Source organism: Massilia cellulosiltytica, assembly GCF_047325105.1.
Classification (GTDB): domain Bacteria; phylum Pseudomonadota; class Gammaproteobacteria; order Burkholderiales; family Burkholderiaceae_D; genus Telluria; species Telluria orientalis.
This window is the reverse complement of the sequence record NZ_CP168562.1, coordinates 3850738-3863392: the sequence shown is the minus strand read 5'-3', so window position 1 is coordinate 3863392 and position 12655 is coordinate 3850738. Positions and strand designations below refer to the sequence as shown.

Sequence of the window (12655 nt, the reverse complement as noted above, 5' to 3'; positions counted from 1 at the left end):
TGTCACATTGGCGCGTCCGTACACATTTGACAGCGGCGTGCCGGCCCGTCATAGTCTGCGCGCTCATCGACGACGGAACATCATGCCGGTACGATCACATTCTGCCTCAAGTGCCACCGGGCGCGGCGCCTGCCGGGACGCGTGGTGGACGCACGGCGATGCGCTGCGGCGCGTCGTCACGGACCTGCTCGCCGCCGAGCTGGCGCAGATGCGGCCCGGCCGGCCGGTGTCGACCGCGCCGTGGTTGCCCGAGACCCAGTTCGTGCGCGACCTGGGCGTCGATTCGCTGGAGCTGATGGGCCTGTGCACGGCGCTCGTCGAGGCGTTGCACCTGCAGCACGGCGGCATCGACGAGCAATTGCTCGCCCGGCCATGCAGCGGCGACTGGATCGCGAGTGCGCGGGCGGGACTGGACGCGTGCGCGGCAGCCGGCGTAGGCACTGACGAGGCTGCCCTGACGTTCCGCACGTCGGGCAGCAGCGGCAGCCCGAAGCGTTGTACGCATGCGCTCGCCATGCTGGAGCAGGAGGTGGCCGTGCTGGCGTCGCTCGTGCCCGGCCGGCGCCGTGTGCTGAGTGCCGTGCCCAGCCACCATATCTACGGCTTCCTGTTTACGGTGCTGATGCCGCGGTGGCTCGCGCGCGCGGTCGAGCCGGTCGAGGTGATCGACGTGCGCCGGGCCGGTCCGGCCGCACTGGCCAGCCTGGTGCGGCCCGGCGACCTCGTCGTCGCGCACCCGGGGTGGTGGGAAGCGGCCGCACGGGTCACGCCGGCATTCGGCGCGGATATCGTCGGCGTGACGTCGACCGCGCCATGTCCGGATGCGCTCGCCGCTGCGCTGGCCGCCGCCGGCCTGCGCCTGCTGCAGGTCTACGGCAGCTCGGAAACGGCCGGCGTCGGCTGGCGCGGCCGGGCAGACGAACCGTTCACCTTGCTGCCGTACTGGTCCCGCACGGACGATCCGGCCACGCTGGCGCGCACCCTGCCGGACGGTATGCCACCGCGGTATCCGCTGCAGGATCGCCTGGACTGGTCCGACGGCACGCATTTCCTGCCCGCGGGACGCATCGACGACGCGGTTCAAGTCGGCGGCATGAACGTGTTCCCGGCCTATGTGGCGGACGTGCTGGCCCAGCATCCGCAGGTGCGCGAGGCGGCGGTACGGCTGATGCGGCCCGACGAAGGCCGGCGCCTGAAAGCCTTCGTCGTGCCGCAACCCGGTGCCGACGCCGACGCGCTGCGCGCCGATCTGCCCGCGTGGATCGCGGAACGGCTGACGGCGCCCGAGCGGCCCGCGGCGTGGACGTTCGGCCCGCGCCTGCCGCGCCAGGCCAGCGGCAAGCCGGCGGACTGGATCATCGACGCCGAATGATGCCAGCGCGTGCCGGCGGTGCTTGATCGCATCGGCCTGGCGGCTGCGCGCACGGAATCTTGCGGCCTTGTTCCACTCCAACATCGACGGCAGCCGGCCGGTCGGTGGACCAACAGACCCGAGACCATGAACATCCAGATCGAAGCCAAGGACATCGTCCTCGTCCTCGTGGGCGTGGCGAGCAGCGTGGTCGCGAGCTATATTTACCGGTATCTGGAAAGCGCCAGTACCGCGTCGCAGGCGCTGGAACGGGACCTCGAGTCCGCCGACCCGGCCGTCCGCGGCCGGGCGGCACGGCATTGCCTGTTGACGGCCGCGAAATTCTTTGTGTTCGCGAACATCTTCACGGTCGTTTCGGGCGGCGCCTGGATCTTCGGCAACGCCCTGTACGACCTCACGCTGCTGGTGCTGGGGGCGTCGTCGGTGATCGCCATCCTGCTGCTGTGGGGTGCGTTGCGCTGGCTCGTGCGGGCACAGCAGGGGAATTGCGGCTGACGCGCGCGAACGCTGCCCGTGCCGCGTCAGGACGCGGCCTGCGCGTCCACCACCACCGTCATGTACGCGTCCAGGAATTCCTGCGGCATGCGACGCGGGCGGCCGCTCGACAGTTCGATGCACACGAGATCCCAGCGGCCGCGCAGCACCGTCGCGCCGTCGCGTTCGCGCACGAGCTGGAAGCGGCGCCGCATCGCCAGCTTGCCGTCGCCCGCGACGAGCCATGTGCCGAGCACGAGCGCTTCGTCCGCAAAGGTCGGCAGCAGGTAATCGTATTCGCCGCGCCGGATCGCCATGGCGCGGTCGAGGCGCCGGTAATCGTCCAGCGACAGGCCCAGCGCCTCCGAGTGGGCCCACCCGGCCTGTTCGCACCAGCGGACGTAGACGGCGTTGTTGGTGTGGTTCAGCCCGTCGATGTCGGCCGCTTCGGGCACGCGAGGCAGGGTGAACGGGTGCGGGTAATCCCAATCCAAGAAAAGTCCTTCCAGTTGCTGCGGTGCCGTCTATTCTACGTCGGCGCGCACACAGGATGGTCTTTACGGCCGCGCTGCTCATGCCAGCTCCAGTAGCAGCGGCTGGTGGTCGGATCCGGCCGCGGCCGTATCCACGCGGAGCGTGCGCACCCGTGGCGCCAGCGCGGGGCTGACACAGGCGTAGTCGAATGGGCAAGGCAGTTCGGCCGTGGTGTCGCGCAGGCCCACGGTCGGCGCATGCGGTTCGCCGGGATGCGCCAGTTCCCAGGCGTCGCGCCACAGGGGGCCGCCGTCCGGCCCCGGCGCCAGCAGGCGCGCGTGGCCATCCGAGCCGGGCACCATGTTGAAGTCGCCGGCGAGCACGGCGGCGGCGGGATGCGGCAGCGGCGCGAACGGGACGCCGCGCGGACCGTCGGGCGCCGCCGCCGGCGCACCGGAGACGCCCGCGTGCGCGTGCGCTTCCGCCTGGAGTGCGCGCAGATGCTCGACCTGGGCCATGCGCTGGCGCGCCGAAAAATATTCGAGGTGGACGTTCAGCACGCGCAACATGCCGTCCGCCGTCGCGATGACGGTCTCGAGGGCGGCACGGGGCATCGCGGGCACCCCGGGATCGGGCGGCCAGGGCAGGGCGTGGCGGCGCACGTGGACGATGTGGCCGCGTGCGAACGTCATGCAGCCCAGGCGGCGCGGGGATCCGTCCGGGTTGCGCGTGTCGAGGGCGAACGCGGACGCGGCGTGCAGGTGGTCGAGGCGCCGGGCGAGTCCCGCGAACTGGTCGCCGACCGGCCGGCCGTCGCGCGCGGGCAGGCCGCAACCGACTTCCTGCAGCAGCAGGATGTCGAAACGGGCACCGAACGCCAGCACGCGGTCGGCGATGCGGTCGAGGTCGGCGCCGTCGTCCGGCGTACGGGCGCATTGTATGTTCCAGGTGATCAGTGTGAGCATGGCCGTCCTTTCGAGATCGTCAGGCTAGCGCGGCACCGATGCCGCGGACTGATCCAGCTCAGGCGTGCGCAGCGAACCGCCGGACCGGCGTACGGTCTATGCAAATGACGGAGAGGTGACGATGTACACGATGATTCTTCTGTTGTACCTGCAGCAGGGCCTGGACGTGACGCTCGACCAGGCCAACCTGCGGGGGCAGTACCTGAAGCAGGGCGAGTGCGAAACGGCAGCACGCAGGTTGCGTGGGCCGGTGCCCATTCCCCGCAATTACTCGGCGGCGTGGCAGGACGTCATGTGCATCAAGGTGAACAACAACGTCCGGGTCAACGAGATGAAGCCGGTCGACCTGTCCAAGGCGCTGCAGGCGTATGCCCCCCTGCATTGCCAGGCCGAAGGGGCATGGGAACGGATGGCCGAGCTGTGCCGCGTGCCGGAACAGCCGGGCAATGGCGAGGAAGGAGGTGGCGGCGGGGGCAGTGGCGACAGGCCGGCCAGGTCGGCAAGGCGCTAGCGCGGGGCGGCAGCGGTCATCAGTCCTGGTTCCACACGACGCCCTTGGGGCAGGCGGTGTCGCCGGCGGCGCCCGCGCTTGCCGCAGTGATCGAGCCGGTGCCCGGCATCCCGGCAAGGGGCATGCCGACGCCGCCGGCGCGGCGGCAGCGCACGCGGTTGCCCTGGCGGAAGCGGTAGATGACCACGCCGTCCGGCGACGTGTACGTGTCCGACTGCCAGGTCAGCGTGCGGTCGATGTAGGCGGCCTCGACGCCGCGCTGGAAGCGCGCCGCCGGGGTATCCGCTTCGGTCGGCACGCCCGGTTTGCCCTTGCGGAGTTCGCGGTCGATACGTCCGGCCTGCTGCTTCGCGAGACCTGCCACGAAGCCGCCTTGCGCGGAGCGTGCGCCCGCGCGCGCGTCCATGTTTGGGGCGTCCGGCTGGGCCGTGTCGATGGGGTTGGGCGCGGCGGCGTCCGGCGCCGGTGGTGCGGCGTCGGCAGGTACGTCGGCAGGTACGTCGGCATGCAGGCCGCGACGGGTGGCATGCCGTATGTCGTCGTCGTCGGCACGGTGCACGGGTTCGGGCTGCAGCGCGGGCGCGGCTATGGAAGGCGGGGCCGGCAGGGACGGCTCGGGCAGCAGGTGCACGTCGGGGTCCAGCGGCGGCCGCGCTGGCTGGGCACGTTCGGTTTGCAGGAGGATCGTCACGGCCCGGGGCGGGCGCACGGGAAGGACGCGCCGTTCCTGCGTCCACAGGAACAGCGCCAGCAGGTGGACGGCGCACGTGAGCGCCAGCACGCCGCGCCGGCGCGCGTCGAACGTGGCGTTGGGCAGCGTGTGCGCGCCGTTCCGCATGCTCAGTGCGCGGTCATCGCCTGCTTGATGGTGACGCAGCGCTGGGCGTCCTCCACCGCGTCGACGAGGGCGCGGCGGGTGCCGGCGGACAGGTCCTTGCCGGCGTCGGCCGCCGCTTGCAGGCGCTGGACGGCGGCCGGTGTGCAGCCGGCCGGGATCAATGCCGAACCGTAGGCGCGCATGAAGACGGGGCCGGCCGTCTTGTCGAGCTGCGGCAGGCGTGCAAGACGCGCGCCGGCCGTCTGTTCGTCCAGGCCGTGCTGCTCGGCGGGGTACAGGTGCTGCATCGCCGTGCGCACCTTCGAGAACGGCAGCTTCGTCTGCAGGTCGTGCACGGTGTCCAGCCACTCGGTCTTGACGGCCGGGTCGGGGCGGCTGACGACGGCCGTCAGGGCGGCCGCCTGGCCGGCGTCGGACTTGTCGCGCGCCTGCTCGGCGTCGACGAGTGCCGCGGCGCCGGGGTAGTTGTAGCGGTTCAGGCGGCCGATGATCGCCCAGCGCAGGTCCTGGTTGATCGCGAGGCCGTCGACCTGTTCCTTGCCGTCGAGGAGGGCGGCGAGGCGGCGCAGCGCGTCCGGCGAGCTGGCGACGTCGACATAGGTGCCGAACCAGCGGCGCTGGAAGTTGTCGTCGCCCTTGCTTGCGAGGGTGCTCGTCCAGGCCATGTCTTCCAGTTGGCGGGTGACCGCCTGGGCGTATGCTGCCTGCGGATCCATCAGGTCGAGATAGCGCTTCGCACCAAGGACCTTGCCGAGCACGTCGCCGAGCAGCGTGTAGTCTTTTTCCTGCGGCGCATTGTTGAGTGCCGTGGACAGGAAGTCGTTGAGCGCAAGCTTGCCGTCGCGGACGCCGTCCCACAGGCTTTGCCACAGCATGGCGCGCAGCAGCGGGTCGGCAACAGAGGCCAGGTGGCTGCGTGCGCTGTCGAACGAGCGCGGATCGAGCTGGACCTTCACGAAGCCCCAGTCATCGTAGTTCGGATACACGAGGTCGGGGCAGGCCGCGCCGTTCATGGCCGGGACCGGCGTTTTAGCGCCCATGTACGTGACGGCGACATTGCGTTCGAGCTTGTAGTCCTTGCCGTCCAGGCGGAACGCGGCGACCTGCACGCGTTGTTCGCGCAGGGTCGGCAGGGCCTTGCTTTGCGCAGTCTGGGTGAGCGTGAAGCCGGTGACCTTGCCGGCCTTGCAGGTGTAATTCGCGGCGATCGTGTTGACGCCCGGCTGGTACAGCCATTCCTTCGTCCAGCCCGTCAAGTCGCGGCCGGCGGCCTGGCCGAGGCTGCCGATGAAGTCGTCCAGCTTCGCGTTGCGGTACTGGTATTTGACGAGGTAGTTGTGCACGCCCTTGCGGAACACGTCGGCGCCCAGCAGGTGGCGCAGCTGCATCAGGGTCGACGCGCCCTTGGAATACGTGATGTTGTCGATGTTGTCGAACGCGTTCCGGGTCGACGGCACCGGGACTTCGATCGGGTGCGTGGTGGTGCGCTGGTCCTGCGCGTAGGCGCGCTGCTTGCCGTCCGAGTAAAAGGCGCGCCACGCGTCCTTGAATTCCGTGGCCTCGGCCGTCGCCAGCGTGCCCATGAACGACGCGAAGCTTTCGTTCAGCCACAGGCCGTTCCACCACTGCATCGTGACGAGGTCGCCGAACCACTGGTGCGCCATCTCGTGCATGATGACGTAGGCGAGACGCGCGCGCTGTTCGGCCGTCATGTCGGCCTTGTACATGAAGCCGCGCTCGGCGAACGTGATCGCGGCGGCGTTTTCCATCGCGCCGTACAGGAAGTCCGGCACGAGCACCTGGTCGTACTTCTCGAACTGGTAGGGAATGCCGAAGTAATCGTCGAAGAACGCGAGGCCGGCCTTCGTGTACTTGAACCATTCGGCCGGCTTGATCTGCGCGGCGACCGACTGGCGCGCGAACAGGCGCATCGGGTATTTGCCGCTCGTGTCTTCCCACATCTTGTAGGGACCGGCGTGCATCGAGAAATTGTACGGGCTCAGCTTCTTGGTCTGCGCGAACGTCCAGCGGCGCAAGTCGCCGGCCGGGGCGACGTTCGTCTCGCGCGTGGTCGAGATCACCTGCCAGTCGGCCGGGACGCTCACGGTCACCTGGTACGTGGCCTTCAGGTCGGGCTGGTCGAACACGGCGAACATCTGGTGCGCGGCGGCCGGTTCGAAATGCGAATACGTGTAGACGCGGCCATCGACAGGATCGACCATGCGGTGCAGGCCTTCGCCGTTCGTGCTGTGGGGACGTTCGTAGGCGACGACGACGGTGTTGCGGCCCTTGACCAGGTCCTGGGCGGACAGCGTGAAGAACCAGCCGTTGTAGCGCGGCGTGACGGTCTTGCCGTTGACGGTCAGCGACTTGATCGTCGCCTTGTCGAGGTCGACGGTGAGCGGGCTGTCCGCATCCTTCAGGTCGAACGTCAGGGTCGTCGTACCGCTGAACGTCTCCTTGCCGGTGAGCGTGAAATCGAGCAGGTAGTCGACGTTGGACACGCGCGCCGAGCGGGCGGCCGCGTCGAGTTGCGACAGGTAGGCGTTGTCGGCACGCGCCGGGGTGGTGGCGTGGACGGCAGGGGATGAGGCAAACGCCAGCGCGGTAGCGACGGCGAGCGGCAACAGGCGAGGGTGGCAGGTCTTCACGGGACTCCTTGCGAGGCTGAACGAAGGCCGCGGCTTGTGACCACGGCCAGTAGGAATCTCACAAGAATATCATGTCAGCAATAGTAATCGTATCGGTGACGCCCGCGAATGAAGGTTTTTTTACCGCGATATATGCATGAGAAAGGAGAGAAATGCCCGGACGGGCAGGGTGCGCATCCGGGCATTGGAGCGGCGTCAGCCGTTGGCCTGCAGGACCGGATAGTCCGTATAGCCTTCGGCGCTCGGCGCATAGAACTTGTCCGGACGCGGCGCATTCAGCGGCGCATTGCGCTTCAGGCGCTCCGGCAGGTCCGGGTTCGCGATGAACCATTGACCGAAGGCGACCGCATCCGCGTCTCCGCTCGTCAGCAATTGCTCCGCACTTTCCTTCGTCAGCTTTTCGTTGGCAATGTAAACGCCGCCAAAGATCTTTTTCAGCTGCGGGCCGAGGCGATCCGCGCCGATCGCTTCGCGGGCGCAGATGAACGCGATGCCGCGCTTGCCGAGCTCGCGTGCCACGTAGCCGAACGTGTCCAGCGGCGCCGAGTCGCCCATGTCGTGGGCATCGCGACGCGGCGCGAGGTGCATGCCGACGCGGTCGGCGCCCCATACCTCGATGCACGCGTCCGTCACTTCCAGCATCAGGCGGGCACGATTCTCGATCGATCCGCCATACGCGTCCGTGCGCTGGTTGGTGCTGTCTTGCAGGAACTGGTCGAGCAGATAGCCGTTGGCGCCGTGGATCTCGACGCCGTCGAAGCCGGCGTGCTTCGCGTTCTCCGCGCCCTTGCGGTAGGCGGCGACGATGGCGGGGATTTCCTCGAGCGTCAGCGCGCGCGGGGTGACGTACGGCTTCACGGGGCGCACGAGGCTGACGGTGCCCTTCGGCTGGATGGCCGACGGCGCGACCGGCAGCGCGCCGTCCAGGAACAGCGGGTCGGAGATGCGGCCCACGTGCCACAGCTGCAGGAAGATGCGGCCGCCCGCGGCATGGACGGCGGCGGTGACCTGCTTCCAGCCTTCGACCTGTTCGTCGGACCAGATGCCCGGGGTGTCGGCATAGCCCACGCCCATCGGGGTCACCGAGGTCGCCTCCGACAGGATCAGACCGGCCGAGGCACGCTGTACGTAGTATTCGGCCATCAGGGCATTCGGCACGCGGCCGGCGCCCACGGCGCGCGAGCGGGTCAGCGGCGCCATGATGATGCGGTTCGGCAGCTCGAGGCTACCGACCTTGATCGGGTCAAACAAAGTCGTCATCGGTACTCCTGTTACGTTGATCCGCCGCGTTCGTGCGGCGAAAGAGGGCATCTTAAAGCAGGGTCGGAAATCCTGCAGAGGACGGCTCGATTTCGCCCTGCCGGGGCGGCATCGCCGGACCGCTGCTATACTGGCCGGTTTTTCGTCGGGCAGGAGCAATCGATGAGCTGGATCTACCTGGCCGTGGCTGGCCTGCTGGAAGTCGCGTGGGCGGTCGGACTCAAATACACGGCGGGCTTCACGCGCCTGTGGCCATCCGTGTTTACGCTCGCCACGATGGCGGGCAGCGTCGGCATGCTCGGGCTGGCGCTGCGGACTCTGCCACTCGGTACCGCCTACGCGGTCTGGACGGGCATAGGCACGATCGGCACGGCGGTGGCCGGGATGGTGCTGCTGGGCGAGCCGGCCGGTGCGCTGCGGCTGCTGTCGATCGGACTCATCGCGGCCGGCATCGTCGGCCTCAAATTGCTGACGCCGGCCTGACCGGCATCCGGGCCAACATCAGGGCGTGCCGGCCCAGCGTGCGTAGATGCGGCCCAGCTCGCCGCTGGCCGCCAGCTTGTCGAGGGCGGCGCCCAGCAACGGCGCGAGCGCGGGCGCGGCCCTGCGGCTGACCCAGAAATACGTCGGCTCGTCGGCCAGCACGACCGGCAGCACGCGCACGCGGTTTTCCAGCCCTTCCTTGCGGATCAGGTAGTGCAGGGTGAGGTCGTTGATGTAGGCAAAGCGGCCGTGGCCGGCCAGGATCTTGCGCAGGTTCGCGCGGTTGTCGTCGGTCGCATCGTCGATCCTCACACCGGCCGCGACCAGGCGTTCCGTGAACACGGAGGCGCGCTGCGTCGTGACGAGGTCGCCCAGCCGCGCGAGGTCTGCCTCCGATTCGATCGTCACCGGATCGTTCCTGCGGACCACGAGGTAATGGCGGACCTGGTAGATCGGCTTGCCCACTGGCTGCCCGATGCCGAGCCGGCGTGCCGATGACACGAGGCCGCAGGCGGCATCCAGCGTGCCCGTCTCCAGTCCCGTTTCGATGCCGGACAGCGAACGGCTGGTGCGCTGGTAGCCGGTGAAGCGCAGGCGCGGTTCGATCTTCTGGATGGCCGTCATGATGTCCGGACAGATGCCGGTGACGCGGCCGCCCGCGCGCAGCCACTTCGGTTCCAGCACTTCCTGGGAGGCGACGCGAACCTCCAGCGCCCATGCCGCCGGGCCCGCGGCGAGCGCGCATGCCAGCACCGCGCACCGCACTGTCCTTGCGTAATTTTCCATTCGCATGTCGTTCTGTCGAGATCTTGCGAGACGGCCGATTGTCGCACGACCCGCGCACGTTTGACCTGAATCGTCCCCGCGTCGCGGCCGCGCGCGAAGATACCGCTGCCAGCCCGCCGCGGCCGGCATCGACAAGGAGATGGGATGATGGTCTTCATCGCGACGCCGGGCGCGCTTGCACACGCCGGCCGGCACGGAGTTCGCCATGCGTGAGCCGGGGTCCGGGGCGGGCCATTCGCTCTCCATCGTCGTGCCGCTGCGCGACGAGGAAGACAACGTGCTGCCGCTGGTGACCCAGGTCCAGGCCGCGCTGGCGGGCGCGCCGTGGCCGTGGCAACTGATCCTCGTCGACGACGGCAGCCGCGACCGTACCAGCGAACGCATCCGCGAGGCCGTCGCCGCGGGCCCCCGGCACCTGAGCGGTGCGATCCTGCGCCGCGGCTTCGGCCAGACGGCCGCCATGCAGGCCGGCATCGACCTCGCGCGCGGCACCGTCATCGCCACGCTGGATGGCGACCTGCAGAACAATCCTCACGACATCGTGCGCATGGTGCGCCGCCTGCTCGACGAAGACCTCGACCTCCTCGTCGGCTGGCGCCGCGCGCGCCGCGACGGCCTGTGGCGGCGCCTGCCGTCGCGGCTGGGCAACCGGCTCATCGGCCTGCTGACGGGCGTCCCGCTGCACGACTACGGCTGCACGCTGAAGGTCTACCGTGCCGCCGTGCTGCGCCGGGTGCGCCTGTACGGCGAGATGCACCGTTTCATCCCGAGCTGGATGGCGACCCTCACGTCGCCGGACCGCATCGGGGAGGAAGAGGTGAGTCACTTCCCGCGCCGTCACGGCCGCTCGAAATACGGCGCGTACGGCCTCGGGCGCGCCGTGAAAGTCTTGCTAGACCTGCTCACGATGGTGTTCTTCGTGCGCTTCCGCGCCAGCCCGGGCCACTTCTTCGGGCGCATCGGGCTTGGATGCGGCGGCGCCGGGCTCGCCGCGCTGGGGTGGCTGACGTGGCTGAAGCTGGGCGAGGGCGCCGCCATCGCGGGGCGCCCGCTGCTCCTGCTGGGTATCCTGCTCGTGGTGATCGGCGCGCAATTCGTCTGCACGGGCATCCTCACCGAAATGCTGGCCCGCACCTGGTTCGAAGCGGGCGGGGCGCCCACCTATCTCGTGCGCGAGACGGTCGGCGGCGCCGGCGAGGACCTGCCGTCCCACCAGCGGCCGCGTACGGCACGGGAGCGGCCATGAGCGCGGCGCGTGGTCAAACGGTATCGGTGCCCCCGTCCGGGGCGCGCGCCGTGTTGGGGGCGTGTGCATGGCCCGTCCTGCTGGCGGCGGCCGTGTGGCTCGGGCTGTTTTACAACCTGGGAGCGATCCCGCTGTTCGACGTGGACGAGGGGGCGTTCGGCGAAGCGACGCGGGAAATGCTGGTGCGGGGCGACTACGTGTCGACATGGCTGAACGGCCAGCCCCGCTTCGACAAGCCGATCCTCGTCTACTGGCTGCAGGCCGCATCCGTGCGCCTGTTCGGCCTGGATGAGTTCGCGCTGCGGCTGCCGTCCGCGCTCGCGGCCATGGCGTGGATCGCCGCGATTCACACGTTCACGCGCCACGTCGTCGACCGCGACACGGCCCGGGCCGCCGCGTTCATCGCGGCCACGAGCGCGGGCGTCGTCGTGATCGGCCGGGGCGCGATCGCCGATGCGCTGCTGAACCTGTTTCTCGCGCTGGCGCTGTTCGGCGTCTACCGCGAGCTCGTCGACCCGCGGCCGCGCTGGCGCCGCCGCGCATTCTTCTGGATCGCGCTCGGCGTGCTGACGAAGGGACCGGTCGCGCTGCTCGTGCCGGCCGCGGCCAGCCTGCTCGCGTTCGGGCTGCAGCGGCGGATGGCCGCCTGGTGGCGCGCGGTGCGCGACCCGGCCGGCTGGCTGATCCTGCTCGCCGTCGCGGGGCCCTGGTATGCGCTGGAATACGCGGCCCGAGGCGACGCGTTCCTGGCCGGCTTTGTCATGCGCCACAACGTCGAACGCTTCCTCGTGCCGCTGCAAGGCCACGCGGGCAGCCCGTTCTTCTATGTGCCGGCGTTGCTGCTGCTCATGCTGCCGTACACGGGTCTCCTGCTCGCCGCGCTTCCCGGCATCCGGCGGCTGCGCGCGACGCCGCTCGACACCCTGCTGTGGTGCTGGTTCCTGTTCGTGTTTGGCTTCTTCACGCTGGCGGGCACCAAGCTGCCGCATTACCTGCTGTACGGCGCGACGCCGCTGTTCATCCTGATGGCGCGCGAGCGCCACGCGCTGCGCAGCCGCGTGGCGGCGTTGTGGCCGGCGCTGGTGCTGGCCGCGGCCGTCGCGGCCCTGCCGTTCGTGCTGCGCCTTGCCGCACCCGGCGCGCGCAACGCCTATGCGCGCGAAGCGCTGGGGCGGACCGACATGTTCGGCCCCGCATGGCATGTACAGGCGATCGCTCTCCTCGCTTGTGTGGTGCTGCTGGTGCTGTGGCCCGGCCGGCCGGCCACGGGCGGACCGTGGCCCCGCCTCGTCGCGGCGGCGCTGGCCTGTTCGTACGCCATCGGCGGCCTGCTGCTGCCCGCCGCGGCCGAGCTGCAGCAGGGACCCGTCAAGCGGGCCGCGCTGCTGGCCCGGCAGGCCGGCTGGCCCGTGCGCAGCTGGCGCATCGACGTGCCCAGCTTTTCCATCTACCGCGGCGCCGTCACGCCCGCGACGTCGGCGCCCCGCCCGGGCGACGTCATCCTTACGCGCAGCGACGCGCTGGACGGTTTGCCATCACCCGTCCGCGTGCTGTACCGCGAAGGCGGCGTGCTGCTGGTGCGCGTCGAACGGTGA

Annotated in this window: 12 protein-coding genes; 6 read left to right on the top strand and 6 right to left on the bottom strand. The window is 69.7% G+C overall.

From position 1 onward, the window contains the following. Nucleotides 1–82: 82 nt before the first annotated feature. Both ACEN9H_RS16845 and ACEN9H_RS16840 read left to right on the top strand, forming a co-directional pair. Complete coding sequence (locus tag ACEN9H_RS16845; protein ID WP_413671334.1) at nucleotides 83–1372, top strand: AMP-binding enzyme; 1290 nt, start codon at nucleotides 83–85, stop codon at nucleotides 1370–1372. 126 nt (nucleotides 1373–1498) lie between these two features. Further along, nucleotides 1499–1867: a hypothetical protein gene (locus ACEN9H_RS16840; RefSeq protein ID WP_413671333.1), complete on the top strand. Its 369-nt coding sequence runs from the start codon at nucleotides 1499–1501 to the stop codon at nucleotides 1865–1867. 26 nt (nucleotides 1868–1893) lie between these two features. Here the strand turns inward: ACEN9H_RS16840 and ACEN9H_RS16835 are convergent, their stop codons facing one another. Further along, nucleotides 1894–2340: an acyl-CoA thioesterase gene (locus ACEN9H_RS16835; protein WP_056131469.1), complete on the bottom strand. Its 447-nt coding sequence runs from the start codon at nucleotides 2338–2340 to the stop codon at nucleotides 1894–1896. A 78-nt stretch (nucleotides 2341–2418) separates the two neighbouring features. Beyond that, a complete protein-coding gene (locus tag ACEN9H_RS16830) occupies nucleotides 2419–3285 on the bottom strand; it encodes an endonuclease/exonuclease/phosphatase family protein (protein ID WP_413671332.1) in 867 nt (288 codons plus the stop codon). A gap of 130 nt (nucleotides 3286–3415) precedes the next feature. On the opposite strand from ACEN9H_RS16830, the gene ACEN9H_RS16825 reads away from it, so the two are divergent. Then, nucleotides 3416–3796 carry a hypothetical protein gene (locus ACEN9H_RS16825; RefSeq protein ID WP_413671331.1) on the top strand — a complete coding sequence of 127 codons (381 nt, stop codon included), beginning with the start codon at nucleotides 3416–3418 and terminating at the stop codon, nucleotides 3794–3796. Between the two features lie 19 nt (nucleotides 3797–3815). On the opposite strand, the gene ACEN9H_RS16820 is transcribed toward ACEN9H_RS16825, so the two are convergent. From ACEN9H_RS16820 to ACEN9H_RS16810, 3 genes are all read right to left on the bottom strand, one after another. Continuing rightward, on the bottom strand, nucleotides 3816–4634 hold the full coding sequence (locus tag ACEN9H_RS16820; RefSeq protein WP_413671330.1) for a hypothetical protein: 819 nt from the start codon (nucleotides 4632–4634) through the stop codon (nucleotides 3816–3818). Nucleotides 4635–4636: 2 nt separating this feature from the next. After that, nucleotides 4637–7285 carry an aminopeptidase N gene (gene pepN, locus ACEN9H_RS16815; RefSeq protein WP_413671329.1) on the bottom strand — a complete coding sequence of 883 codons (2649 nt, stop codon included), beginning with the start codon at nucleotides 7283–7285 and terminating at the stop codon, nucleotides 4637–4639. Between the two features lie 195 nt (nucleotides 7286–7480). Next, entirely contained in the window at nucleotides 7481–8545 is a 1065-nt protein-coding gene (locus tag ACEN9H_RS16810) for an alkene reductase (protein ID WP_413671328.1), read from the bottom strand. A 162-nt stretch (nucleotides 8546–8707) separates the two neighbouring features. Here ACEN9H_RS16810 and sugE point away from each other — a divergent pair, with 162 nt between their 5' ends. Continuing rightward, a complete protein-coding gene (gene sugE, locus ACEN9H_RS16805) occupies nucleotides 8708–9028 on the top strand; it encodes a quaternary ammonium compound efflux SMR transporter SugE (RefSeq protein ID WP_056131479.1) in 321 nt (106 codons plus the stop codon). Between the two features lie 18 nt (nucleotides 9029–9046). Here sugE and ACEN9H_RS16800 read toward each other — a convergent pair whose 3' ends face one another. Further along, the gene (locus ACEN9H_RS16800) at nucleotides 9047–9814 is read right to left on the bottom strand and encodes a substrate-binding periplasmic protein (protein ID WP_413671327.1); all 768 of its coding nucleotides are present in this window, start codon (nucleotides 9812–9814) and stop codon (nucleotides 9047–9049) included. Nucleotides 9815–10019: 205 nt separating this feature from the next. On the opposite strand from ACEN9H_RS16800, the gene ACEN9H_RS16795 reads away from it, so the two are divergent. Beyond that, entirely contained in the window at nucleotides 10020–11060 is a 1041-nt protein-coding gene (locus ACEN9H_RS16795; protein WP_413671326.1) for a glycosyltransferase family 2 protein, read from the top strand. Next, entirely contained in the window at nucleotides 11057–12655 is a 1599-nt protein-coding gene (locus ACEN9H_RS16790; protein ID WP_413671325.1) for an ArnT family glycosyltransferase, read from the top strand. The genes ACEN9H_RS16795 and ACEN9H_RS16790 overlap by 4 nt, the downstream gene beginning before the upstream one ends.

Bases quoted from the DNA above. Each gene is read 5' to 3' on its own strand.
- ACEN9H_RS16845 (WP_413671334.1), top strand. From the start codon at position 83: ATGCCGGTACGATCACATTCTGCCTCAAGTGCCACCGGGCGCGGCGCC.
- ACEN9H_RS16840 (WP_413671333.1), top strand. From the start codon at position 1,499: ATGAACATCCAGATCGAAGCCAAGGACATCGTCCTCGTCCTCGTGGGC.
- ACEN9H_RS16830 (WP_413671332.1), bottom strand. From the start codon at position 3,285: ATGCTCACACTGATCACCTGGAACATACAATGCGCCCGTACGCCGGAC.
- ACEN9H_RS16825 (WP_413671331.1), top strand. From the start codon at position 3,416: ATGATTCTTCTGTTGTACCTGCAGCAGGGCCTGGACGTGACGCTCGAC.
- ACEN9H_RS16820 (WP_413671330.1), bottom strand. From the start codon at position 4,634: ATGCGGAACGGCGCGCACACGCTGCCCAACGCCACGTTCGACGCGCGC.
- ACEN9H_RS16810 (WP_413671328.1), bottom strand. From the start codon at position 8,545: ATGACGACTTTGTTTGACCCGATCAAGGTCGGTAGCCTCGAGCTGCCG.
- sugE (WP_056131479.1), top strand. From the start codon at position 8,708: ATGAGCTGGATCTACCTGGCCGTGGCTGGCCTGCTGGAAGTCGCGTGG.
- ACEN9H_RS16800 (WP_413671327.1), bottom strand. From the start codon at position 9,814: ATGGAAAATTACGCAAGGACAGTGCGGTGCGCGGTGCTGGCATGCGCG.
- ACEN9H_RS16795 (WP_413671326.1), top strand. From the start codon at position 10,020: ATGCGTGAGCCGGGGTCCGGGGCGGGCCATTCGCTCTCCATCGTCGTG.
- ACEN9H_RS16790 (WP_413671325.1), top strand. From the start codon at position 11,057: ATGAGCGCGGCGCGTGGTCAAACGGTATCGGTGCCCCCGTCCGGGGCG.